The 22,561-nt window shown below is 70.4% G+C and carries 22 protein-coding genes; 4 read left to right on the top strand and 18 right to left on the bottom strand.

All coding sequences use genetic code 11. The annotated features are described in order from the left end of the window. Positions 1-48: 48 nt before the first annotated feature. From ACWCRJ_RS38890 to ACWCRJ_RS38880, 3 genes are read right to left on the bottom strand one after another with little or no spacing between them, the layout of a single operon-like run. Positions 49-1,101: an ABC transporter permease gene (locus tag ACWCRJ_RS38890; protein WP_450943725.1), complete on the bottom strand. Its 1,053-nt coding sequence runs from the start codon at positions 1,099-1,101 to the stop codon at positions 49-51. Further along, positions 1,101-2,126, bottom strand: a complete 1,026-nt coding sequence (locus ACWCRJ_RS38885; RefSeq protein ID WP_450943724.1) for an ABC transporter permease — start codon at positions 2,124-2,126, stop codon at positions 1,101-1,103. The genes ACWCRJ_RS38890 and ACWCRJ_RS38885 overlap by 1 nt, the downstream gene beginning before the upstream one ends. After that, positions 2,123-3,700 (bottom strand): sugar ABC transporter ATP-binding protein, encoded by a 1,578-nt coding sequence (locus ACWCRJ_RS38880; protein ID WP_450943723.1) that lies wholly within the window; start codon positions 3,698-3,700, stop codon positions 2,123-2,125. The genes ACWCRJ_RS38885 and ACWCRJ_RS38880 overlap by 4 nt, the downstream gene beginning before the upstream one ends. A 289-nt stretch (positions 3,701-3,989) precedes the next feature. Between ACWCRJ_RS38880 and ACWCRJ_RS38875 the strand changes: the two genes are divergently transcribed. After that, a complete protein-coding gene (locus ACWCRJ_RS38875) occupies positions 3,990-4,949 on the top strand; it encodes an SDR family oxidoreductase (protein ID WP_450943722.1) in 960 nt (319 codons plus the stop codon). Further along, positions 4,946-6,547: an FAD-binding oxidoreductase gene (locus ACWCRJ_RS38870; protein ID WP_450943721.1), complete on the top strand. Its 1,602-nt coding sequence runs from the start codon at positions 4,946-4,948 to the stop codon at positions 6,545-6,547. The genes ACWCRJ_RS38875 and ACWCRJ_RS38870 overlap by 4 nt, the downstream gene beginning before the upstream one ends. 93 nt (positions 6,548-6,640) lie before the next feature. On the opposite strand, the gene ACWCRJ_RS38865 is transcribed toward ACWCRJ_RS38870, so the two are convergent. The 5 genes from ACWCRJ_RS38865 to ACWCRJ_RS38845 are packed head-to-tail and all read right to left on the bottom strand — an operon-like array spanning position 6,641 to position 12,561. Continuing rightward, entirely contained in the window at positions 6,641-7,468 is an 828-nt protein-coding gene (locus tag ACWCRJ_RS38865; RefSeq protein ID WP_450943720.1) for an SDR family NAD(P)-dependent oxidoreductase, read from the bottom strand. After that, the gene (locus tag ACWCRJ_RS38860) at positions 7,465-9,063 is read right to left on the bottom strand and encodes an FAD-binding oxidoreductase (RefSeq protein WP_450943719.1); all 1,599 of its coding nucleotides are present in this window, start codon (positions 9,061-9,063) and stop codon (positions 7,465-7,467) included. The genes ACWCRJ_RS38865 and ACWCRJ_RS38860 overlap by 4 nt, the downstream gene beginning before the upstream one ends. Then, positions 9,060-10,067, bottom strand: coding sequence for an alpha/beta fold hydrolase (locus ACWCRJ_RS38855; RefSeq protein ID WP_450943718.1), 1,008 nt, complete (start codon positions 10,065-10,067; stop codon positions 9,060-9,062). The genes ACWCRJ_RS38860 and ACWCRJ_RS38855 overlap by 4 nt, the downstream gene beginning before the upstream one ends. A 56-nt stretch (positions 10,068-10,123) precedes the next feature. Then, complete coding sequence (locus ACWCRJ_RS38850) at positions 10,124-11,365, bottom strand: acyl-CoA dehydrogenase family protein (protein ID WP_450943717.1); 1,242 nt, start codon at positions 11,363-11,365, stop codon at positions 10,124-10,126. Positions 11,366-11,394: 29 nt separating this feature from the next. Further along, the gene (locus tag ACWCRJ_RS38845; protein ID WP_450943716.1) at positions 11,395-12,561 is read right to left on the bottom strand and encodes a flavin reductase; all 1,167 of its coding nucleotides are present in this window, start codon (positions 12,559-12,561) and stop codon (positions 11,395-11,397) included. Between the two features lie 272 nt (positions 12,562-12,833). Here ACWCRJ_RS38845 and ACWCRJ_RS38840 point away from each other — a divergent pair, with 272 nt between their 5' ends. Both ACWCRJ_RS38840 and ACWCRJ_RS38835 read left to right on the top strand, forming a co-directional pair. Then, positions 12,834-13,994 (top strand): acyl-CoA dehydrogenase family protein, encoded by a 1,161-nt coding sequence (locus ACWCRJ_RS38840; protein ID WP_450943715.1) that lies wholly within the window; start codon positions 12,834-12,836, stop codon positions 13,992-13,994. Between the two features lie 37 nt (positions 13,995-14,031). Continuing rightward, positions 14,032-14,451 (top strand): nuclear transport factor 2 family protein, encoded by a 420-nt coding sequence (locus tag ACWCRJ_RS38835; protein WP_450943714.1) that lies wholly within the window; start codon positions 14,032-14,034, stop codon positions 14,449-14,451. Positions 14,452-14,500: 49 nt separating this feature from the next. Here ACWCRJ_RS38835 and ACWCRJ_RS38830 read toward each other — a convergent pair whose 3' ends face one another. Genes ACWCRJ_RS38830 through ACWCRJ_RS38785 form a run of 10 tightly spaced genes read right to left on the bottom strand, consistent with a single transcriptional unit; the run spans position 14,501 to position 22,522 of the window. Beyond that, a complete protein-coding gene (locus ACWCRJ_RS38830) occupies positions 14,501-15,229 on the bottom strand; it encodes a GntR family transcriptional regulator (protein WP_450943713.1) in 729 nt (242 codons plus the stop codon). Between the two features lie 6 nt (positions 15,230-15,235). Next, on the bottom strand, positions 15,236-16,357 hold the full coding sequence (locus ACWCRJ_RS38825) for a zinc-binding dehydrogenase (RefSeq protein ID WP_450943712.1): 1,122 nt from the start codon (positions 16,355-16,357) through the stop codon (positions 15,236-15,238). A gap of 11 nt (positions 16,358-16,368) precedes the next feature. Continuing rightward, positions 16,369-17,457: a zinc-binding dehydrogenase gene (locus ACWCRJ_RS38820; RefSeq protein ID WP_450943711.1), complete on the bottom strand. Its 1,089-nt coding sequence runs from the start codon at positions 17,455-17,457 to the stop codon at positions 16,369-16,371. Beyond that, positions 17,454-18,314, bottom strand: coding sequence for an SDR family NAD(P)-dependent oxidoreductase (locus ACWCRJ_RS38815; protein WP_450943710.1), 861 nt, complete (start codon positions 18,312-18,314; stop codon positions 17,454-17,456). The genes ACWCRJ_RS38820 and ACWCRJ_RS38815 overlap by 4 nt, the downstream gene beginning before the upstream one ends. Positions 18,315-18,325: 11 nt before the next feature. Then, on the bottom strand, positions 18,326-19,087 hold the full coding sequence (locus tag ACWCRJ_RS38810) for a carboxymuconolactone decarboxylase family protein (RefSeq protein WP_450943709.1): 762 nt from the start codon (positions 19,085-19,087) through the stop codon (positions 18,326-18,328). Further along, a complete protein-coding gene (locus ACWCRJ_RS38805; RefSeq protein WP_450943708.1) occupies positions 19,084-20,004 on the bottom strand; it encodes an NAD(P)-dependent oxidoreductase in 921 nt (306 codons plus the stop codon). The genes ACWCRJ_RS38810 and ACWCRJ_RS38805 overlap by 4 nt, the downstream gene beginning before the upstream one ends. Continuing rightward, the gene (locus tag ACWCRJ_RS38800; protein WP_450943707.1) at positions 19,997-20,446 is read right to left on the bottom strand and encodes a carboxymuconolactone decarboxylase family protein; all 450 of its coding nucleotides are present in this window, start codon (positions 20,444-20,446) and stop codon (positions 19,997-19,999) included. Before ACWCRJ_RS38800 ends, ACWCRJ_RS38805 begins: the two co-directional genes overlap by 8 nt. Positions 20,447-20,451: 5 nt before the next feature. After that, a complete protein-coding gene (locus ACWCRJ_RS38795) occupies positions 20,452-20,850 on the bottom strand; it encodes a cupin domain-containing protein (protein ID WP_450943706.1) in 399 nt (132 codons plus the stop codon). Continuing rightward, positions 20,847-21,773, bottom strand: a complete 927-nt coding sequence (locus ACWCRJ_RS38790) for an NAD(P)-dependent oxidoreductase (RefSeq protein ID WP_450943705.1) — start codon at positions 21,771-21,773, stop codon at positions 20,847-20,849. The genes ACWCRJ_RS38795 and ACWCRJ_RS38790 overlap by 4 nt, the downstream gene beginning before the upstream one ends. Beyond that, positions 21,770-22,522, bottom strand: a complete 753-nt coding sequence (locus tag ACWCRJ_RS38785; RefSeq protein ID WP_450943745.1) for an N-acyl homoserine lactonase family protein — start codon at positions 22,520-22,522, stop codon at positions 21,770-21,772. Before ACWCRJ_RS38785 ends, ACWCRJ_RS38790 begins: the two co-directional genes overlap by 4 nt. Between the last annotated feature and the right edge of the window lie 39 nt (positions 22,523-22,561).

Below are 22,561 nucleotides of genomic sequence, written 5' to 3'. Positions count from 1 at the left end.
GAGGATGAGGAGGGCGAAGAGGAGAGAGGGGGCAGGGAAGGGGAGAGGTCAGACCTGGTCGCGGAGCCTGCGCTCGCGGCCGTAGACCGCCATCGCGGCGAGGATCACGACGCCGTTGAGGATCTGCTGGTCGGCTTCCTGGAAGCCCAGGCCGACGAGCACGGTGGAGACCGCGGTGAGCAGCAGGACGCCGACGGTGGTGCGGGTGTAGCTGCCTGGACCGCCGAACGCCGTACCGCCGAGGACGACCGCGGCGATGCTCTGGAACAGGTAGGGGTTCCCCAGCCGGTTGTCGACGTTCCCCGCGAAGCCCGCCAGGACGACGCCGGCGAGGATCGCGAGGGCCGCCGCGATGGCGTACACCGTGACCCAGACCTTCCGGGTGCTGATGTGAGCGAGGTCCGCGGCCACCGGACTCGCGCCGGTGGCCAGCAGTCGCCGGCCGGGGCGGGTGCGGTGCAGCACCACGGAGACGACGGCGAGCGCGAGTGCCCAGACGACCACCACGGGGGGCACGGGGACACCGAGGGTCGACGCCGTGGGGGCGCTCAGCCGGCTCACCCAGCCGGGGGCGCCCTCTCCGGTGCCGCCGCCGCTGAGGACGGAGGTCACGCCGACGGCGATCGAGCCCGCGGCGAGGGTGACGATGATCGGGTGGATGCCGAAGCGGTGGCACAGATAGCCGACGAGACCGCCCATGGCGGCGCCGCAGGCGACGGCGACGGCGAGCATGACGGGCAGCGGCACTCCGGGGATGTCGCCGAACTGGGTGACGGTCACCGCGCCGGCCACGATGAACCCGGCGAGGGACAGGTCGATCCCCCTGATCAGTACGACGAGGGTCTGTCCGATCGAGGCGAGGCCGGTGAGCGCACAGAGCACCAGGACCGAGCGCATGCTCGTCGGTTCGAGGAACCCCGGCATGACGGCCGCGCCCCAGACGAGAACGGCCACGGTGAGCAGGAGCTGGACGAGCGGGAACCGTCGCTGGAGGGAGAGGAGCCGCTGTCCGACCGAAGGCCCTTGCGCGGCCACCGGTGCCGGGATGTCGCCGACGGGGGCGAGGGGGGCCCTGTCGAGCGAGCCTTGCTGCGTGGTCATCATCGCCTTTCCTTCAGTTCTCGTGCCGCGACGGCTCCGAAGAGCACTGCGCCGATGAGCAGGACGCCGTAGATCACCTGGAGCCATGTCTGCGGCACCTGGAGCACTCCGAGGAGGCTCTGCAGCAGGTAGATGGCGGCGGCGCCCGCGAGCGCGTTGGCGATTCCGCCGCCCCCGCCCTGCAGGGGGATGCCACCGAGGGAGACGGCGGCGATCGCGATGAGCGTGTAGGAGGTGCTCGTGCCGGCCTCGGCCGTGGACGCCAGCCCGATGAGGACCAGGCCTCCTACCGCCGCCATGGCACCGCCCAGGGAGTAGGCGAGGACGCGCACCGCGCCGACGGGTACTCCGCTGGTGAACGCCGTGACGTCGTTGCCGCCCACGGAGCGCAGCTGGCTGCCGTACGTCGTCAGTCTGGTGACCAGCAGCCAGAGGGCGGCCGGGACGGCCAGCGCGAGGAGGCCGCCCGGGACCGGTCCCATCGACCCCGCGAAGCCGGCCATCCAGGAGCCGGAGATGGTGGTGGGGCTGGGCGACAGTTTGAGGTCGACGCCGGTGAGTACGAAGAACATGGCGAGGGTGACGACGATGGGCTGAAGTCGGCCCAGGACGATGAGCAGACCGGTGAGGGTTCCGACCAGCGCGCCCACCGCCATGAGGACGGGCAGGGCGACATACCCGCCGAGGCCGGCCGGCTGGAGTTGGGTCGCGTAGAGGAGACCGCTCAGCGTCATCAGCGGGCTGACCGACAGATCGATACCGCCGCGTCCGCTCATGATCGAGGGCACGCTCGCCATGGCGGCGATGCCGAGCGGGGCCAGGGCGGCCAGTTGGGAGGTGGCTCCGAAGCGGGGTTGCAGGACGAGGTTGGCGATGAGGAGCGTGGCCGCCAGGAGAACCGCGAAGAGGTAGGTGTGGCGTGCGAACAGGGATCGGAGCGTGCGCCGGGGTGCGGGGGCCGTGTGCCGGGCTGTCCGGTCGGGCTTCGGTGCGGAGGTGCGGGAGGCGTGGTCGACGGTGCTCACGCGGCCACCGCCGCTCCGCCGAAGAAGGCGTCGACGAGCCGTTCCCTGTTCAGCTCTCCCCGGGTGAGTTCCGTGGCGAGCGAACCTTCCCGGAACACCAGGACGCGGTCCATCAGCTCGACGTGCTCGTCGACCTCCGAGGACAGCATGACGACGGTCAGCCCCTGCCCGGCCAACTCGCGCAGCAGGCGGTAGAGGTCGCGTTTGGCTCCCACGTCGATTCCCCTCGTCGGGTCGTTGAGCAGCAGGACGTCGGGGTCGGCGGCCAGCCAGCGGGCGATGACGACCTTCTGCTGGTTGCCGCCGCTCAGCGTGGTGATCGCGTCCGACGTACGGCCGAACCGGATGCCGAGCCGCTCCACGTAGTGGCGGAACCGCGTCTCGGCGGCGCGCTCGGACAGCAGCCCTTTCCTGACGTCCTGTTCGGCGGTGGCGATGGCGAAGTTGTCCAGGATGGACATCCACGGCAGGATCGACTCCCCGCGCCGGTCCCGCGCCACGTACGCGATGCCCAGGTCCCGTGCCTTGCCGGGGTCGGTCACCCGGTGTTCCCGGTCTCCCTCGATGCGTACGACGCCGTCGGTGTCGCCGTGGCCGACGAGGAGGCGGAGGAAGTCGTCCTGGCCGTGGCCCTCCAGGCCGGCCAGCCCGACGATCTCGCCCCGGCGCAACTGCGCCCGGCACGGCTCGGTGTCCGGCCGCAGCCGTGAGCCGGTGACCTTGAGGACGACCGGGGGTGCCTCGATGGCGGAATCGGTGGCGGTGGCCGAATCGGTGGCGGTGGCGGTGGCGGCGGGAACCGCGCGGGCCGTGTCCCGCACCAGGTGCGTGCCACCGGTCATCAGCCGGATCATCTCGTCGTGCGCCCAGTTGGCGCCGAGGGTGCCCACCGTGCGGCCCGACCGGAGCACGGTGACGCGGTCACCGATCTCCCGGATCTCGTCCATCCGGTGGGTGATGAGGACGATGCTCATGCCCAGCGCCGCCCGTTGCCTCACCAGCGCGAACAGGCGGGTGCGGGTGTCGTGGTCGAGGGCGGAGGTCGCCTCGTCGAGGACGAGCACCTTGGGGTCACGCAGCAGCGACCGGGCGATGCCGCAGGCCTGGCGGTCGCTGAGCTGGAGCGAGCCGAAGGGAGCGTCCAGCTCGGGCGGCGTGACGAGCAGCGCGGCGAGGATGTCCGCCGCCCTGGCACGGCGGCCGGCGTCACGGGTCACGGGGCGCAGCAGGCGGTCCGCGCCGAGCCACAGATTGTCAAGGACGGACCGGTTCTCGACGCCGAGCACCTCCTGGAACACCGTGTCGATGCCCGCGCGCAGGGCCTGCGCCGGGGTGCGCGGGGCGAAGGGCCGTCCGCCGACCGTGATGGAGCCGGTGTCGGGGCGGTGTACCCCGCTGAGGATCTTGACCAGCGTGCTCTTCCCCGAGCCGTTCTCCCCCACGAGGGCGTGCACCTCGCCCGGGAACAGACGGAGTGCGGCGTCCTGGAGGGCGATCGTCGGGCCGAAGTGCTTGCGTAGGCCGTCGACCGTCAGCACGGCTTCCGGCTCAGCTGTGAGCGGGTGGGTCGGCACTGACCCCTCCTGACTTGGGTGACTGATTCCAGACGGGATCCAGACGTATCCCAGATCGAATGATTGTCGTCTGGTCATACAATGTCTTGAGCGAGGCAGACGGTAGCGCGTCGCCGAAACCGGCGTCCAGAGGTGAATCGCCTCGAATTTGCTCGATGTTCGACGGGTGGACCAGGGGGATCCGCTGGAATACCCGAACCCGAGCGTGATTGTCGTCTCGTCATACAAAGAGTACGGTGGGCGAGCACCACCCGGGCGGGCCGGGTCGGCGAGCGCCAAAGGAGTGCACGTGTACCTCATCACCGGTGCCAGCGGAGGGCTGGCCCAGACCGCAGCGGAGCTGCTGCTGGAGTCGGTCCCCGCCGACCAGGTCATCCTGACGACGCGGGCACCCGGCAAGCTCCAGTCCTTCGCCGACCGTGGCGTCCACGTGCGGTACGCCGACTTCGCCGATCCGGCCGGCCTCGAAGCGGCCTTCAAGGGGGCGGAGCGGATGCTGCTGGTGTCCACCGCCCAGGTCGGTACGAGAATCGGTCTCCACCGCAACGCGATCGACGCGGCCCGGCGCGCCGGGGTGCGGTACCTCGCCTACACCTCGATCGTCGGCGCCGGTACCGCGGACAACGACGCCGTCGTCTGTCTGGAGCACCGCGCGACCGAGGAGATACTCCGCGAGTCGGGGCTGCGCTGGAACGCCCTGCGGGACGCCCAGTACGCGCAGGCGGTGGCCCACTTCATCGCGCCGGGCGCCGTCGCCATGGGCAGCATGGTCGGCGCCTGGGGGGAGGGCACGGTCGGGTTCGTCTCCAGGGAGGACTGCGCCGCGTCTGCCGTCGGCGCGCTCCTCGGACGCGGCGAGGACGACCGGGCCTACGAGATCACCGGCCCGGAGGAACTGTCCTACCGTCAGGTCTGTGCCCTGATCGCCGAGATCAGCGGCGCCGACATCGCGTACGTTCCGATCAGCGACGAGGAGCAGTACGCCGTCTTCGACTCCATGGGCGTGCCCCGGGAGTACGACGAGGCGGCGATCGCCGGCTCCCCGATCCCGTGGAACAGCGACGACATGGTCTCCTTCAGCCGGGCGATCCGCCTCGGCCACATGTCGTCCCTCAGCGACGCCGTCCAGATCCTGGCCGGGCGAGCGCCTCGCTCCATGCGCTCGGTGCTGGAGGAGGCCGCGGCCACCTGGCCGCCGGCCGCCCCGCCCGCCGACGGCACCGAGACCGTGGTGGAGGCCGCGCGATGAGCACCGACACGAACACGGACGCCGTCGACGACTCCACCTACCTCAGCGAGAAGGCACTGCGGCGCTTCGTCGACGTGCTCGGCGAGGACGGTGTCGTCCTCGGTGAGGGCCGCTTCCACGAGCAGTACCGCGACAAGTACTGGCACCGCGACGACGACACGTACGACCCCGCCGCAGTCCTGCTCCCGCGCAGCGCCGAGGAGGTCCAGGCGGTCGTCCGGATCGCGAACGAGTTCGGGGTGCCGATCTGGACCTCCTCGCAGGGCCGCAACTACGGCTACGGCGGCTCCTCGCCCCGCCTGAAGGCGACCGTGGTGGTCAGCCTGACCCGGATGAACCGTGTCCTGGAGATCAACCGCGATCTGGCGTACGCGGTGGTGGAACCGGGCGTGCGCTGGATCGACCTGTACGACGCGCTGAAGGAGTCCGGGAACGAGGATCTGATGGTGACCGTCCCCGACCTCGGCTGGGGCAGCGTCATCGGCAACTCCCTCGACTGCGGGATCACGTACCAGCCCTACGGCGCCGACTTCATGGCTCCGTGCGGGATGGAAGTCGTGCTGGCGAACGGCGAGTTGCTGCGTACGGGCATGGGTGCCATCCCGGACAACAAGTCCTGGCACACCTACAAGCGCGGCCTCGGACCGGTACTCGACGGCCTGTTCGTGCAGTCCAACTTCGGCATCGTGACGCGGATGGGTTACTGGCTGATGCCGCGCCCGGAGGCGTACGCCCCCTTCTTCCTGACGGTGCCGCGGGACGAGCACCTGGAGCAGGCCATCGACATCATCCGCCGGCTCCGCCTCGACGGCACGCTGCGCGGGGTGCCGAGCATGTACAACACCGTGACGCTTGCGGCCCAGTTCCCGGACGTGATGGGCCGCTTCGCGGGTGCCGACGGTGCCTTCAGCGAGGAGACCCTGAACGAGATGGCCGATGCCACCGGGCTCGGCCGGTGGGCGCTGCGCGGGGCGCTGTGGGGGGACGGCCCCGTCGTGGAGCACCAGTTGGCGAAGATCCGGGCGGCGTGGAGCGAGGTTCCCGGCGGGCAGGTGCTCTTCGCACGGACGTACGGGCCGCAGGAGTACGACGAGATCCGCTCGATCCCCGACAAGTGCCAGGGGGGTCTGCCCGGGCTCGATCTGCTCGACGCCATTCCGGAGGGGGTCGCCCATATCGGCTTCTCCCCCGCGATTCCGCTGGTCGGCAGCGATGTGCGGGAGGTCGTGGACCTCTTCGACCGGATCGTCAGGGAGCAGGTCGGGGTCAATGTGGCCGGAGGGCTGCTGATCATCAATGAGCGGACGGCGCTGTACGTCACCGGGCTCAACTACGACTATCGGGACGCGGAGCAGTGCCGTCGTGCCTACGACGCGCTGAAGGTGCTCGTGGCGGAGGCGGGGCGGCGCGGGTACGGTGAGTACCGCGCGCACCTGGACTTCATGGATCTGGCGTCCGCGCAGTACTCCTTCAACGACCACGCGTACCGGCGGTTCTGCGAGACGATCAAGGACGCGGTGGATCCGAACGGCATCCTGTCGCCGGGCCGGCACGGGATCTGGCCGGAGAAGCTGCGGCATCTCGCGGATCGCGGCTGACCTTCGTCACCCAGTTGTCACCGAGGTTCATGGCCGACGTGAATGAGGCCCCGGCTCGCTTGAGCCGGGGCCTCGGACGTGTTCTCGCTCGTGCTAGGTCAGCGCCGCCCCTCGTTCGAACGCGGCCTCGATCCTCGCCGCTCGCTCGCCCACCATCGGATACCACTCCGGATGCGTGACGATATGGGTCTCACCACGGGCCAGGGCCGCCAGTACGACGTCGCCCACCTCCACCGGGTCCAGCCAGCGCAGCTCGGCCAGTTCCGGGTCGTCGGAGATGTCGTTCTGGACGAAGGCGCTGTTCGCCGCCCCCGCGGGCCTGGTACGCAGCGACCGGGCGATGTTGCTGCGGACCGTTCCCGGCGCGAGGACCGCGGCGCCCACGGTCGAGTTCTCCCGCCGCAGCTCCTGCGCCAGCGCCTCGGTGAGGCCCATGATCGCGAACTTGGTCGTGGCGTACGCCCCGAGGCCGGGCATGTCGGCGACGAAGCCGCCCATGGAGGACGTGTTCACGATGTACGCCGGCTCGCCGTGCTGCTTGAGGAGCGGCAGGAACGCGTGCACGCCGTGGATGACACCGTCGAGGTTGACATCGAGGATCCACTTCCAGTCCTCGAGGGTCATGTCCGCGATGCGTGACTCCGGGGCCACACCGGCGTTGTTGAACACCAGGTGCACCTTGCCGAACCGGTCGACGACCTGATCGGCCAGCGTCCGCACGCTCGCGGCGTCGGAGACGTCGGTCCGCACTCCCACCGCCCCGATCTCCTCGGCCGCGACGTCCAGCGCATCCTGCTCGATGTCGGCGATCACCACATGGGCACCGCCCGCCACCAGCCGTTGCGCGATGCCCTTGCCGATGCCCGACGCGCCGCCGGTGACGACGGCGACGAGGCCGCTCACTTCCTTGATCACGGTCACTGGCCGGCCTTTCCGTCGATCGCGCCGACTGCCCGGCGGGCGGAGGGCCACACACCGTGCCGGCCCGGCGAGAGGATCCCGTTCGGGTCGACCGCGTCCTTGATCCGCTCGACGAAGCGGCGGTAGGCGTGGTCGTTGAAGGAGTACTGGTCGGCCGCCATGTCCATGAAGTCCAGGTGCGCGCGGTACTCGCCGTATCCGAGCGCCCCCACCTCGCTCACCAGCATCTTCGCGGTGTCCACCGCCGCGCGTACCTGCTTCTCGTCGCGTGTGTCGAAGCTGATGCTGCTGACGACGATGGCGCTGCGGTCGTTGATCGGGAAGATCGCGCAGACGAAGTTCGTTCCGGCCCGGTCGGTGACCAGCCGATGGATCACGTCCACGACGCGGCGCACCTCGCCACCGGTGAGCGGGACGACCGGCGAGAAGCCGATGTGGCCGACGAACTCCGGAACGACCTCCATCAGGTCCATGCTCGGGATGCCGGCCTGGACCTTCTCCATGAAGGTGGTCAGCTCGCCCCACTCGTGGCGCAGGAAGGTGCGGTGGTGGTCGACGCGCGAGCCGTCGATGGCCGCCCACGCCTCGCGGATGCGGCGCAGGTGGTGGTCGACGACGGGCCCGTCGCCCCACAGCGCGGTGCGCAACCCCCAGCGTCCGATGCCGGTGCGGGCGGCGAGGCCGTCCAGGGCCTCCTCGCTCGCCGGTCCCTCGGCGCCCATGAACTCCCCCAGCAGCTCGGGGAACTGGGCGGCCATGGTGATGGTGTTCTGCAGGTTCGGCACCCCGCGGATCACTCCGTCGAGGCGGAGTTCGCGGATGATGTCGACGGCCTGGGCGAGCTGGTCGTCCCGGGGGATGCTCAGGTAGAGCGGCGCGTACGCCTCCGGGCGGCGCTGGAGCCACACGCCCGCGCGCGTCACGATGCCGTAGTTGGACTGGATGAACAGCGGGTCGAGGACGGGGCCGAGGCCACGCTGGTAGACGTGCCAGGACGGGTTGCCGGGGACCGCCCCCATGCCGGTGCGCAGCAGCTCCCCGTCGGCCAGGACGACCTCCATTCCGCAGAGCTTCTGGAAGTCCGAGCCGTTCGGGCCGTAGGTGACCCCGTTGTCCAGGGAGTTGCCGATGACACTCCCCCACCCGAGGTCCGGGATCGAACACCACAGGCCGCCGTTGCCGGAGGCCTCCAGGGCGTCGTACAGGTCGAACCAGCGCACCCCGGGCTCCACGACGGCGTACGCCAGTTCGCGGTTGATCTCCAGGACCCGGTTCATCCGGCGGAAGCTGATCAGGAGGGAGCCTCGGACGCGGGGCGACGGGCCGCCGTAGCCGTTGTTGCGGCCCTGGGAGGAGGTCCACACGGGGATGCGGTACTCGTTCGCGATCCGTACGACGTCGCGCACCTGGTCGGTCGAGGTGGGGAGAACGACGGCGGAGGAGTCGTAGGTGCGGTCGCCCTGGAACCAGTACGGGTCGCGGTAGGTGTCGCGTTCGGCGTCGGTCAGCAGGACGGCGTCCGCACCGACCACCTCGGTCAGGAGGCGCACCACCTCGTCCGGCAGGTTGGTGTGTTCCTGCGTGGTCGTCGTCATCGTGAGCTCTCCAGTCCGTCCAGCCAGGCGATGACCGGCTTGACCGTCTCGGCGGAGTTGGCCTCCAGGATCAGCCCGTGGCCGTTGCCGACGATGCCGGCGTCGGCCAGCGGGAGCAGTTCGGCGTCCGCGCCCACCGTGCGCAGGAAGTCGACCAGGGGCGGGGACTGGGCGGCGCTGCCGGACGCGCTGCCGGTGACGACGGCGACCGGGGTGCCGCTGAGGCCGGGGATGCGATGGCCCGCGGGGTCGGCCTTCAGCCGGTCGGGGGAGTCGATGGCCGGCTCGGTGGTGAGCTCGGCGTACGTCAGGCCATAGGTGATCTCGCCGAGGCCGGGGAAGTCGGCGTACGGCGGTCCCATCGGTTCGATCGCGACGATGGCCTCGACCAGGTCGGGACGTCGGTTCGCGGCGAGCCAGCCGGCCGGGCTGCCCGCGGAGTGGGTGATGAGCACCGCCGGGCCGATCCGGTCCAGCAGGGCCGCGATGCGCTCCCCGTCCAGTCGCTGGCCCTCGGCGAAGTCGGCCAGGAAGAAGCCCATCGCCGAGGTGAGCTGCTGGAACTCGGGGCCGTCGAAGGTGCGGTCCCAGGGCCACTGGGTGTGGGACCCGGCGGCTTCCGGGGGCGCGAACAGGAAGCTCGCGAACTCCAGTGGCAGCGGCGGGGCCACCGGCCCCAGTCCGTCCGGGTGGTGCGGCGAGCGGCCGTGGCCGGGCCGGTCGACGACGTACACCGCGTATCCGGCGCGTACGAGGTCGTAGGCCCAGCCCGGTCGGCCGTCCGGGGTGCCGAGCCAGTCGGTGCCCTGGCCGCCGCCACCGTGGACCAGGACGAGCGGGTGGGGGCGGGTGACCTCCGCGGGTGCCAGCCACTCGACGTAGAGCGGTCCGCGCGGAAGGGTGCCGTGCGGGGTGGGGATCTGCTCGCCCGGTATCCAGAAGAAACCGGTGCGGAGGGTGATCGGCTCGAGCCGGTCGTCGAGATGGGGTGGGATGTCGGTCATGCTCGGTCGTCCTGTCTCGGCGGCCCAACAGGGAGGAGAGGGAAGGGAGTCGGCGGTCAGCGGGCCTCGGGCGGCGGGATCTCCAGGAGCAGGTTGGCCGTGTTGCGGAACGCCTGCTCGCGCAGCATCGGGTTGCGGTGGGTGAGGAGCGAGCTCATGTCGCGGAAGATCCGGTCGAATCGCTCACCCTGGCGCATGGAGCCGGAGCCGACGACGCGCAGCAGGTCGTGTTCGAGCGTCTCCCAGAGCTGGATGATGATCTCCCGGACCACGCAGGCCAGGCTCCAGTCGTCGACGAAGGTGTACTCGCGACTGCCGTCGACCGTGGCGCGGCAGAACTCCTCGTGCTGCGCGATGACGCCGTCCAGCGCCAGCTCGGCGGTCCTGATCTTCGTCCAGGCCGCGCCGTAGTGCCGCTGGTAGTCCACGTCGTACAGGCGGAGCTGGACGGGCGGGAGCGGGGTCTTGCGGGTGCGCATGAGGCGTTCGAACTCGTCGAGAGCGTGGTACAGGCCGCCCACCGCCAGGCTGGCCAGGGACACGGTGAAGGTGAGCAGCCCGCGTCCGGCGTACATGGGGTTGCCATGAAGCTGGGAGCCGACCGTGCCGTCCTTGACCGGGATGTCGATCATGTTGGCGTCCTCGACGACCAGGTCTGCCTCGACGAAGGCGTCGGTGAAGCGGATGCTCTCCGAGCCGGTGGCCTTCAGGCCGGTCGACTCGCCCCAGTTGTGCAGACGCTCGAAGGTCTCCTCGGGTGCGAGGAACATGCCCATCACCGGGGCGGAGCCCTCCTCCTGCTCGACCATGCACTGGCCGAGGTACCAGGTGGAGTGAGGGATGCCGGAGCAGTAGTCCACGACGCCGTTGAGAACGTACCCGCCGTCGGTCCGCTTCGCTCTGACCGTCGGCGCGGACACCGATGCGGCCCGGAAGTCGTGGTCACCGAACACCCGGTCCTGGACCTCCTTGGGGTACCAGGACGCGACGTGGAGGGCGTGGTTCGCGGCCAGTGCGAAGCACCAGGCGCTGCCCATGTCGCCGCGGGCGAGTTCCTTGCAGACCGCGAAGAACGTCCGGGGCGAGACCTCGAGGCCGCCGTACGTCTTGGGGACGAACATGTCGTAGAAGCCGTTCGCGACGAACTGCTCGTGGAGGTCGTCGGGGAGGTGGGTCAGCCGCTCCGCCTCCTCCTGGCGGGCGAGCAGTTCCTCGCGCATCGCCCGGGCCCGCCCGACGAGTTCCTCCTGCGAGGGCACGGCCAGGTCGGGCTGTGCGGCGGCGTGTGCTGTGGTCATCGATTCTCCTAAGCGGGGCGTGGCCGTGGTCAGGCGTGGGGGTTCGCGTCCGTGGCGCGGCGCAGTTGGTCCTCGCGGCGCATCTCCAGCGGGCGCCGCGCGTGCTGTCGGAGTACGCCGGAGACCTGGGCCAGGTCTCCGGCCTCGTATCCCTCGACGAGCCGGCGGTGGTCGTCGAGGAGGGAGCTGGAGGCGTAGCTCGCCGCGTCGAGCGCGCGCAGGTTGAGGCCCGGCAGGCAGAGACGGCGGTAGGTGTCGAGCAGGATCGTGGATCCGGCGAGTTCGACCATGTACTCGTGGAAGCGCTCGTTGGCGCGCACCCAGCCCTCGGGGTCGGTGAACCGGCCGTCCTTGACGAAGCCGAGGGTGTCCTCCATCAGCGCGCGCAGCCGCGCCAGTTGGTCGGTGGTCACCTTGCCGACGGTCAGTTCCGCGACGCCCGTCTCGATGGCGAGCTTGGCCTTGTAGACCTCGTCGATGATCGAGTCGGGGACGGGTGCGATGAGGTACTCCCCCGCCTGGCGCCGGATGAGCCCCTCGTCGGCGAGGGCGACCAGGGCGCGGTGGACGCGGTTGGTGTCCACCCCGAACTCCTCGGCCCAGCGGCCGGTGTCGATGACCTCCTCGATGTCGCTGCCGGCGTTCAGGACGCGGGCGCGGACCTCGCGCAGGACGTCGGCCTCCGGCGCCGTCTGCATCCGGCCGAAGCGGCCGCGGAAGTAGGCCAGCGGATGGCCGGGGTAGGACATCGCCTCCTCGACATGGGCGAGGAACACGTAGTGGGTGCCGGCCTCGACCTGTTCGGCGACCCGGCAGATCAGGTGGGCGATGGCACCGACCAGCAGGGGCGAGCCGTTCGACGCGGTCTCGGTGGGCACGCCGTCGTACTTGTCCGCTACGCGCGAGGCGAAGCGGGTCGCCAGCTCCACGTGGTCCTCGGCGAGGACGTTCACCGCGAAGGCACCGCTGTCACGCACCGCCGCGGCGGTGGCCGAGTTCCGGTTGAGGCAGATCAGCAGCATCGGGGGATCGTCGGTGAGCGAACTGACCGCGCTCGCGGTACTGCCGTACCGGATGCCGCCGCTCTCCGTCGTGATGACGGTGACGCCGGTGGCGAACCGTCCGATGACGTCGCGGAACTCCCGCGCGGTGACCGGACGGGAGCCGGACGGGGCGACGGATGACGGCGTGGACATCACAACCAACTCCTCTGAAGTCCCGGACCGGGGGCATGGGGCCTGCGGGGGACTGTATGACGATCGCACAATGACGTAAAGAGTGAGGCGAGGGCCGAGTACCAGAGTCGACGCACTGGTCGGCGAACCCATCTAGCGCCGTTTCCTGCATGCCTATAATATCGTCATACAAAGTTTCATGTCGAGAGGACAGCCCGATGAGCGCAAGCCTGTACGCCGCGGACTCCGCCCCCCAACCTGCGGCGGAGGGTACGGTCGATCACCTTCTCGAGGTGGCGACGAGGCTCCGCCCGGTCCTACGGGCTGCGCAGGCGGAGCACGAGGCGCTCGGTGGTTACTCGGAGGCGATCCACAAACAGCTCCTCGACGCCGGCTTCTACCGGATGCTCCACCCCAAGCGGTACGGAGGCCTCGAACTGCCGCTGGAGGACTTCCTCCGAGTGGCCGTGGAGATCTCCCGCGGCGACCCGGGGGTCGGCTGGTCCTTCGTCCTCGGCGCCGGACACGCCTGGCACGTGGCCTCCTTCTTTCCCGAACAGGCCCAGGAGGAGCTGTTCGCGGGCGACCTCATCGCGCCGGGGCGCACCATCCCGCGTGGCCGCGCGGTCCGCACCGCGCACGGTTACCGGCTGACGGGGACCTGGGACTACTGCTCCGGCTCGATGTGGAGCACCCACGCGATGCTCGTCGCCCACACCTTCACCGAGCGGGACGAGCCGCTCGGGCTGCGCGCGTACATCGTCCCGCGATCCGACTACGAGATCCTCGACGACTGGTCCGGCGTCCTGGGCATGCGGGCCTCCAGCTCGAACTCCCTCCAGGTCACGGACGCGCTGGTCCCCCAACACCTCAGCGTGGTCTACGACTTCAAGGACCACACGCTGGGCGACACGGGCACCGTCGGCTACCGGCTGCACCACAACCCGATGTACCTGGGCCGCACCCTCGCCTTCTTCAACTGCGAGCTCGTCGCCACCCAGATAGGCGCCGCCTGGGCGGCCTTCGACGCCTTCGACGAGCTCATGGCCACCCGCCCGACGAGCTTCCCGCCGATGATGCCGCGCACCGACTCCGCCGAGTTCCACCGCTGGTACGGCAAGATGCTCGCCCAGATCGACGCAGGCGAGACCCTGCTGCTCAGCGCGATGCGCCAGTACACCGAGCTGGGCCGGCGCTGGGAACGCACCCGCCAGGAGTTCACACCCGAGGAGGACGCCCGGCTGCGCGGCGTCATCCTTCAGGGCGCCCAACTGGCGAACCAGGCCGTCGACCTGGCGTTCTCCACCGCCGGATCCAGCTCGGCACGGCTCGGGTCGCCCATGGAGAAGTACTACCGGGACGTCGCGATGTTCAAGACGCACATCGCCGCCAAGTGGGACGTCACCTACGGGTCGGTCGCACGCTTCCACTTCGGACAGCCGCTGACCTTCTGACACCTCCGTCGCCATCCCTGCCGAAGAGAGAACTCCCATGGTCATCGACCCCGAAGACGTCGTCCAGGCCTTCGTCGACGCGCTCAACCGCCAGGACTGGGACCGTCTCGGCGAGCTGATCACACCAGACTTCACCTACACGATCCAGGCCTACGACCTGCCGGGCGCCGGCGCCCCGATGACCAGGGAAACCTTGGTCGGGGTCCTCTCGCAGATGCTCGCGCTCTTCGACGCGACCGGCCCGCAGATCGAGATCACCCGCCTCGTCGGCGACGGGAGCTGTGTCGTCGCCGAGGCCGTGGGCAGCGGCTTCTTCCGCGACGGCAGCCGCTACGACAACCGGTACGCGAACGTGTACGAAATCTCCGGCGACCGGGTCAGGGCGGTCCGCGAATACATGGACACGCAGCACACCGCGCAGTCGTTCGCCGCGGTGACCTCCGAGCGGGGAGACTGAGGCAGCACCCTGGAAACGGGACAGCGAAGGGGATCCAGGAGCGGCTGCGCTACAGCTCCTGGATCCCCTTCAGGCCCTCAAGGACGTTGGCGGCCACGCGCCGCATGTGCTTGGCATAGATCTCGACCGCGGTGTCCGCGTCCCGCTCCCTGACGGCGGCGACGATGTCGCGCAGTTCCTGGATCACTTCGGCGTGGTTCGTCGACATGCCCTTGACCACCAGGACGCGCACCTTGGCCTGGACGCCCTCCACCAGTTGCCGCAGCACCTCGCTGCCGGCACCGTCGTGCAGGACCGCGTTGAAGTCGCGCCGCGCGTCGAGCACGTCACGCGGCTCGGCGTCGTCCCGCGAGGCGACCTCGGCGAAGTGCTCCGCCGCCGCTTCGAGGGCGTACACCTTGGAACGCGGCGCCTTCTCGATGAACCGTCGCACCAGCAGCGTCTCCAGCGCGCACCGGACCTCGTAGAGGTCGCGCGCCTCGTCAAGGGTGGGCACCGCGACCACGGCACCCTTCTGAGGCACGACCTTGATCAGCCCCTCGGAGGTCAGTTCCCGCAGCGCCTCACGAACCGTGGTGCGGGAGACGTCGAGCTGCTCGACGAGCTCGCGCTCGACGAGACGCCGGCCCGGCTCCAGGCGGAAGTCGAGGATCGCCTCGCGCAGCGCCGTGACGACCTGCTCGCGCAGCGGCGCGGCGACACGGCCGACGGGGCTGGTGGTCCAGGCCGGGGCGAGAGAGGTCGAGTTCGAGGTCGTGGGCTTCGGGGCCGGAGGCATGATCCCTCACTCCTGCGTAGGTGGTTGATGGCGGAAGGACGTGATGACCCCGCTGAGGTCCCGGAGCTCTCCGGAGGCGTACAGCGCCTCGTTGATCCGGTCGAGGGTGTACCGCGCCGTCACGATCGGCCGTGCGTCGTACTCACCGCTCTCCAGGAGGTCCACGCAGCGGGGCAGGTCGCGGGACATCACGCTCTGGCCGTTCTGGCAGGACAGGACCCGTCTGCCGTGGATCGCGAGGGCGTTCTGCGGCAGCGAGATCCGGCCTTCCGCCCACTGCACGCCCGTCAGCACGACCGTCCCGGCCCGCCGCGACATGGCGACCGCCTGCTGCACCGCCTGTTCGGGCCCCGCGGCCTCGACGACCACGTCCGCGCCCCGCCCCTCGGTGAGGGACCGCACCTGTTCGACCGGATCGCCCTGCGTGGGGTCCACGACATCGGTCGCCCCCAGCCCGGCAGCCGTGGCACGGCGGTCGGCCAGCAGGTCCACACCGATGATCCGGCCCGCGCCGGCGACCCGGGCGGCCTGCACACACCACAACCCCAGGTGTCCCAGACCCACGACCGCGACGGACGCGCCCGGCGGGACCTCCGCCACGTTCACGATCGCGCCGTGACCGGTGGTGATGCCACAGCCCAGCAGGCTCAGGTGCGCAGCGGGCAGCGAACTGTTCACGGGCCACACCTGGCTGCGGTCCGCGAGGATGAACTCGGCGTACGCTCCGACGCCACCGGCCGCGCGGACCGGACGGCCCGCCGGGTCGGTGGCGACGACCGGCTCGGGCCTGTCGAAAAGACGGGCGCACTGGTCCGGCCGGCCGATGCCGCAGTAGAAGCACGCGTCGCACTGCGGTGTCCCGGCGACGATCACGAGGTCACCCACGCCGTAGCCGCGACCGCGGGCATGGGCGCCGCTGCCGCCGCAGCGCTCCACCACGCCCAACGCGGTGTGGCCGAGCACGACCGGCGGTTTCTTGCCGCGCATCGCCCGCCAGCCGAGCCAGTCGGTGGAGCAGAACGGCGCGGCGACCGTCCGTACCAGTACCTCGTGCTCGGCCGGATCGCGCAGGGCGACTTCCCGGACCGGCATGGGGGCGCCGAACGCCTCCAGCACCGCTGCTCGCATCTCGGCTCCCGTCAGAAGACGAACACGCCCGAGAGGTCCTCGAGCCGTTCGGACCGCTCGAGAGCGGTGTTGATGTCGTCGAGCCGGTACGTCGAGGTGATGACCGGCGACGGGTCGAGCACGCCACGTTCGAGCAGACGGATGTACGCGGGGAGGTCGCGGCGCATGCGGACGTTGCCGTTCTGGGTGCTGAGCACCTGCCGGCTCTGGACGGCGAGGGGGATCTGGCCGAAGGTGACCTCGCCGACCGCGTCCTTCAGACCGGAGAGCACGACGGTGCCGGCCCGCCGGGAGATCTCCAGCGCCAGGCGCTGCGCGGCGGGCGACCCGGCGGCCTCGATGACCTTGTCCGCCCCTCGTCCCTGAGTCACACGTCGTACGGCCTCCAGCGCGTCCTCGGGTGCGACGGCAGCCGTGGCTCCTGCCTTGGCCGCCACGCCTCGGCGCTCCTCCCGGGGTTCGATCACGACGACCTCGCGAGCCCCGGCCAGACGCGCCGCCTGGACGGCCCACAGCCCCAGGTGTCCCGCTCCCACGACGGCGACCACCTCGTCGGGCCGGACGCGTGCGACGTTGAGAACCGCCCCCACCCCGGTGGTGACCCCGCATCCGAGGAGCGAGAGCACCTCCCAGGGCAGGTCCGTGTCGACCGGGAAGACCTGGTTCTGCGAGACGTTCATGATCTCGGCGTAGCCGCCCACGCACCCGGCGGCGTTCACCGTCAGGCCGTCGGAGGTCCGGGCGACGTCCGGGTAGACACCGCCGAGGTCGAACAGTTCCGAGCACTGGTCGGGGCGGCCGATGCCACAGTAGAAGCAGTGGCCGCACTCGGGTGTGCCGGGGACGACGACGCGTTGCCCCACCTCGATGCCGCGGACCTGGCTGCCGACCTCGACCACCTCACCGGCCGAGGCATGGCCGAGGATCGTCGGCGGGACCTTGCCGAGGCGGCCGTGAAAGCTGGTGACGTCGGTGGAGCAGAACGGCGTCGCCTTGGTGCGGACCAGCACACGCGTGGGCGCGAGGTCGAGCAGTTCCACCTCCTCGACGGTCAGGGGCTGTTCGAAGCCTCGCAGCAGGGCTGCTCTCATCGTCGTCATCGGGTGGCCTCCCGCGTCCCGGCGGCTCCCGCCGCGTGCCGTGCGAGGAGCGCCTCGTCGGTCACCGCCACGTCCCAGAGCCCCGCTCCCCCGCCCCGGCGGTTGGTGTTCTGCACACTGGCGCCGCCGTCGACGGAGAAGATCTCGCCGGTGACGTAACTCGACTCGTCACTGAGCAGGAACGCCACGGTCGCGGCCACCTCCTCCGGCCGGCCCGCGCGCCGCAGCGGCGAGGTGCCCGCGCGTCGGCGCATGTCGGCCATCCCGGCCTCACCGAAGATCGGCGTGGGCACGATCCCCGGAGCGACGGCGTTCACCCGCACGCCGAGGGGACCCCCGTAGACGGCGGCGCCGTGGACCAGTCCCACCGTCCCGTGCTTGGACGTGGTGTACGCCAGCAGGTCGTTGCTGCCGCGCAGGCCGGCGATCGATGCGGTGACGACGATGGATCCGACGCTGCCGCGCTCCAGGTAGTGGCGGAAGGCCGCCCGTACGCCGAGGAAAGGGCCCCGCAGGTTGACCGCCATCACCTTCTCCCACTCCTCGACGCTCACGTCGACGAGGTCGGCCAGGGAGCCGGCGATCCCGGCGTTGAGATGGTGCAGGTCCACCCGACCGAAGGCGTCCACGGCAGCCCGCATGTAGGCGTCGACGCCGTCCTCGGTCGTCACGTCCGCACCGACGCCGACGGACTCGCCGCCGACAGCCGCGGCGACCTCCTTGGCGGCCGCCTCGTCCAGGTCGACGGCGACGACCCTCACGCCCTCCTCCACGAGCCGCTCCACCGTGGCCCGCCCGAGGCCACCGGCGGCCCCGGTGACGACGGCGACCTTCCCGTCGAGTCCGCGCAGTGTCATGTCTTTCCGCCTCACGTCTGTCGCAGTTGTCGGGCTTGTTCCTCGCGCAGCACCGGCAGAGCCTGGAGTGCACTCTGCATGCCCATGACCGAGGCGATCTCCATGACCTCCAGAAGCTCGCCGACGGTGGCGCCGTAACTCAGCGCGTTGTTCATGTGCGCCTTCCACCCCTTGACGTACAGGTGGGTGGAGGCACAGTCGAAGGCCGTGTAGACGAACTCCTTCACCTTCGGATCCAGGGAGCCGTGCCGCCACGACACCGAGGAGAAGTCGGTGTAGGCCTCGAACATCTCCGGGTCGAGTTCGAGGATCTCGTCCCAGAACTCGTGCCAGTAGCCACGGTTCTCGGTGAACCGCTCCTTCAACTGCTGTTGGTACGCGTCGATTTCGCCGGGTCCGTCGCGCAGGCCGCGTTCTTCGAGGATCTCGGCGAGCAGCGGCACCCCGAGGTTCATCGCGTGGATGCCCAGGGTCGTCGTCAGCTCGATGACCTCGGTGATCTCACCCGGCGTGGCGCCGAGGTCGAGCGCGCGGCGGATGTGGCGCCGCACTCCGGGGGCGTACAGGTGGGTCGCCGCCGCGTCGACGGCCAGGTAGATCAGTTCGCGCGTCTTGGGGTCCAGGTGCCCCTTGCGCTGGGGCACACCGGCCAGCCGTACGTACGCGGAGAGCAGTTCGGGCGCGAGTTCGAGCACCGCCTGCCACTGCTCGTCCCAGGCGCCGTGCAACTCGACGACGGCGTCCCGCAGATCGTTCTCGGGCGGCGCGCTCATCCGGCCACCGGCTCTCGGTCAGTGGAAGCGTCGAACGCCCAGCGGGCGATCTCGGTGTGGTCCGCGGTGTCGGGCAGGGCTTCGAGTGCGCGTTCCCAGAGGGCGACGGCCTGGTCGGCGAGCGGGCTCTCGGCGCCGAGCTGGTGGGCCAGGTGGACGGCGATGCGCATGTCCTTGACCATCAGCTTCATGGCGAAGCCGGAGTCGTAGGTGCCGGGCAGCACGAAGTTGGGGAACTTGTTGTCCGTCGAACCGCTGCGCCCGCTGGAGGAGTTGATCAGTTCGACCATGACGGCCGGGTCGAGCCCGAACCGCTCCCCCGCCAGCACGCCCTCGGCCGTGGCCAGCAGATGGGTGGCCGACAGCAGGTTGTTGATGGCCTTGAGCGCGTGTCCCGCACCCACCGGGCCGGCACGACGGGCGGTGCCCATGGTCGCCAGCAGCGGTACCAGTCGTTCGACGTCACCCTCGGCGCCGCCCACCATGATCGTGAGCTTGCCGTTCTCGGCGCCCTTGACCCCGCCTGAGACAGGGGCGTCGACGAGGGTGACCCCGCGGCTGCCGAGGACGGCGGCCAGGCGCCTGGTGGACAGCGGGTCGGAGGAACTCATGTCCACGACCGTGCTCCCCGGGGCCAGCGCCTCGGACAGCGCCGAATCACCGAGCACCGCCTCGACCACCGCACTGCCGGGCAGCATGAGGACGACGACGTCGGCGCCTCGCGCAGCCTCCGCCGCGGTCTCGGCGGTAGCGGCTCCGGCGGCGGCCGACGCGGCACGGGCGTCCCGGATCAGGTCGAACGCGGTCACGGAATATCCGGCGCGGACCAGGCGTACGGACATCGGCGCGCCCATGTTCCCCAGGCCGATGAAAGCCACCGACGGCAGGGCGGCGGGAGTCTCGGTGCGGTCAGGCATCGCCGTTGACCTCACCGATCACCTGCTCGGCGACACGGAAGGACTCCAGTGCCGCCGGGACGCCGACGTAGATGGCCGTCTGGAGGAGCACTTCCTGGATCTCCTCGGTCGTCACGCCGTTGGTCAGCGCGCCCTTGACGTGGACGCCGAGCTCGTGATTGCGGCCCAGGGCGGTCAGCATGGCGAGGTTGACCAGGCTGCGCGTGCGTCGCCCGAGTCCGGGACGGCTCCACACGGCGCCCCAGCAGTACTCGGTGACCAGCTCCTGCATCGGCCGGGCGAACTCGCTGACGTTGGCCAGCGAGCGCTCGACGTGGTCAGCGCCCAGGACCGCCTTGCGGATGGCGAGGCCTGCTTCGTAGGTGTCGCGGTGGGTGGCGTCCTGAGGGCTGACGTCGGCGTTCAGGGGCTCGGTCGCGGTGGTCGGGTGATCGGTTGCCATGGGTCTCAGTCCTCTGCGGTGACGGGAGCGGGGTACTGCTCGTGGCCGACTTCCTCGGCCCAGGCGGTCTTCCCGAGCGAGATGGCCGTGTGGGTCAGATAGGAGTCGGGGGCGGCGCCGTGCCAGTGCCGCTCGCCCGGCGGGCACCACACGGTGTCGCCGGCTCGCAGTGGGCGGACGCCGTCCTGTTCGGTCGCGACGAAGCCGCTCCCGGCCAACACCTGGAGGATCTGGCCGTGCTCATGGGTGTGCCAGTAGGTGCGGGCGCCCGGTGCGAAGTTGACGGTGTTGATGGTCACGCCGTCGGTGGCGGGCATGGTGAGGTGGGCGTGCACCGTGCCGGTGAACCGCGAGCCGGTCTTGGCGCCGGGGCCGTGCTGGGTGGTTCCGTGGATGAGTTTCACGACTTGTCCTTCCCGGCGTCGTACGCGCCGTCGTGGACGCGGACGCGCCCGGAGACGTCGCCGAGCGCGTCGACGACGGTGTTGCTGATGTCCTGCGCGTAGCCCAGCTGGAGGGCGAGGCCGAAGGAGGCGAGCGGGGCGGCGGAGTTGGGGCTCGCGACGCCGAGGCTCGTGACGAGGTCGACGTAGGCGAGGACGTCCTTCATCATCAGCGCGTTGGTCAGGCCGCCCTTGAGGTAGTCGCCCTGGATGATCTTCGGAAAGCGGTTCTGCGTCGCGAAGTTGACGCCCGAGCTGGTGTTGAGCACGTCGAGGAGCACCTGGAGGTCGAGTCCGGCCTTACGCCCGGCGACCATCACCTCGGCGGTCGCCGACAGGGCGATGGCGTTGAGGAAGTTGTTGAGCAGCTTGGCCGTGTGGCCGGCGCCGACGGGCCCGCAGTGGAAGACGTTGACGGAGAAGGCCGCGAGCAGCGGGCGCACCCGGTCGAGGGTCTCGGTGTCCCCGCCGACCATGAGGGTGAGCGTGCCCTTGTCCGCCGCGGCCGCGCCGCCGGAGATTCCGGCGTCGAGCAGGGTGGCGCCCCGCTGGGCGAGTTGTTCGTGCAGGTGCGTGGTGGAGGCGGGCGCCGACGTGCTGAGGTCGACGACGACCTGGCCTTCGCGGGCGCCTGCCAGCACGCCCCGCTCCCCGAGGACCACCGCTTCGACGACCTTGCTCTCCGGCAGGGACAGAAGGACGACGTCACACCTGCGCGCCACCTCGGCGACGGACTCGGCGGGGGTCGCCCCGCACGCGGTGACGTACTCCGAGCGCATGTCGTGGCCGAGAACCTCGTACCCGGCGGCCACCAGGCGGCGGGCCATCCGCCCGCCCATGTTGCCGAGGCCGATGAAGCCCACGGGCGCTGTCGTGCTGGTCATACTGCTCCTCCGCCTTGGGGAACTCGGGTGCCGCCGCCGACGGCACCGGGGACGTCCTCGGTGACGCGCGGGCCACCGATCACCGCGACGAACTCGCCCATCGGGCCGTCGAGCCGCCGGTGGCGGTCGAGCACGCCCGGGTCGTGGCCGGGGACGAGGATCGCCTGGCGGTCGGCGATGAGCTGGTTCATGTAGTCGAAGCCCCGGTACATCGCCTCGAGGTCGGCCACGACCAGGAACGGCAGGTCGCGCTCCAGCTCCTCGTAGTAGTGCGTGGCGTCGGAGGCCAGCAGCACCAGTCCCTCGCTGGTGTTGACGGTGAGGATCGCCTGTCCGGGCGAGTGGCCGCCCAGCTCGATCAGCTCCACGCCGGGCGCGATCTCCTCGTGGCCGTGGTGGAACACCATGCGCCCCTGCTCGTGGACGGCCCGCAAATGGTCGATCTCGGTCTCTTCCACGGTGTGGTGGAACTGGAACCGCCGCGCGCAGTCGCCCGTCCAGAAGTCGAACTCGGTCCGCGGCACGATCACTCGGGAGTCCTGGAACAGGTCCACGTTGCCCGCATGGTCGTAATGGGCGTGGGTGAGCACCACGGTGGCCTCGGCCGTCTCGACTCCCAGGCGGCGGTACGCCTCCCCGGGACGGATGAGATGACCCCGGTTCCGGTTGCGCCCGCCGAGCTCGCTGTAACCGGTGTCGACGACGATCGTGCGCCGCTCGTTGCGCACGATCCAGACGTAGTAGTCCATCCCGATGGGGCCGTCCGGCTCGCCGTACAGATGGTGGTT

The organism is Streptomyces sp. NPDC002324 (genome assembly GCF_053593335.1).
Note: the sequence above shows the minus strand (reverse complement) of the source record. Positions and strands in the feature narration are given on the sequence as shown.

Bases quoted from the DNA above. Each gene is read 5' to 3' on its own strand.
- ACWCRJ_RS38855 (WP_450943718.1), bottom strand. From the start codon at position 10,067: ATGACCGACATCCCACCCCATCTCGACGACCGGCTCGAGCCGATCACC.
- ACWCRJ_RS38815 (WP_450943710.1), bottom strand. From the start codon at position 18,314: ATGACACTGCGCGGACTCGACGGGAAGGTCGCCGTCGTCACCGGGGCC.
- ACWCRJ_RS38850 (WP_450943717.1), bottom strand. From the start codon at position 11,365: ATGACCACAGCACACGCCGCCGCACAGCCCGACCTGGCCGTGCCCTCG.
- ACWCRJ_RS38800 (WP_450943707.1), bottom strand. From the start codon at position 20,446: ATGGCAACCGATCACCCGACCACCGCGACCGAGCCCCTGAACGCCGAC.
- ACWCRJ_RS38820 (WP_450943711.1), bottom strand. From the start codon at position 17,457: ATGACGACGATGAGAGCAGCCCTGCTGCGAGGCTTCGAACAGCCCCTG.
- ACWCRJ_RS38870 (WP_450943721.1), top strand. From the start codon at position 4,946: ATGAGCACCGACACGAACACGGACGCCGTCGACGACTCCACCTACCTC.
- ACWCRJ_RS38785 (WP_450943745.1), bottom strand. From the start codon at position 22,522: ATGGACTACTACGTCTGGATCGTGCGCAACGAGCGGCGCACGATCGTC.
- ACWCRJ_RS38860 (WP_450943719.1), bottom strand. From the start codon at position 9,063: ATGACGACGACCACGCAGGAACACACCAACCTGCCGGACGAGGTGGTG.
- ACWCRJ_RS38845 (WP_450943716.1), bottom strand. From the start codon at position 12,561: ATGTCCACGCCGTCATCCGTCGCCCCGTCCGGCTCCCGTCCGGTCACC.
- ACWCRJ_RS38805 (WP_450943708.1), bottom strand. From the start codon at position 20,004: ATGCCTGACCGCACCGAGACTCCCGCCGCCCTGCCGTCGGTGGCTTTC.
- ACWCRJ_RS38890 (WP_450943725.1), bottom strand. From the start codon at position 1,101: ATGACCACGCAGCAAGGCTCGCTCGACAGGGCCCCCCTCGCCCCCGTC.
- ACWCRJ_RS38825 (WP_450943712.1), bottom strand. From the start codon at position 16,357: ATGCGAGCAGCGGTGCTGGAGGCGTTCGGCGCCCCCATGCCGGTCCGG.
- ACWCRJ_RS38835 (WP_450943714.1), top strand. From the start codon at position 14,032: ATGGTCATCGACCCCGAAGACGTCGTCCAGGCCTTCGTCGACGCGCTC.
- ACWCRJ_RS38810 (WP_450943709.1), bottom strand. From the start codon at position 19,087: ATGAGCGCGCCGCCCGAGAACGATCTGCGGGACGCCGTCGTCGAGTTG.
- ACWCRJ_RS38790 (WP_450943705.1), bottom strand. From the start codon at position 21,773: ATGACCAGCACGACAGCGCCCGTGGGCTTCATCGGCCTCGGCAACATG.
- ACWCRJ_RS38830 (WP_450943713.1), bottom strand. From the start codon at position 15,229: ATGCCTCCGGCCCCGAAGCCCACGACCTCGAACTCGACCTCTCTCGCC.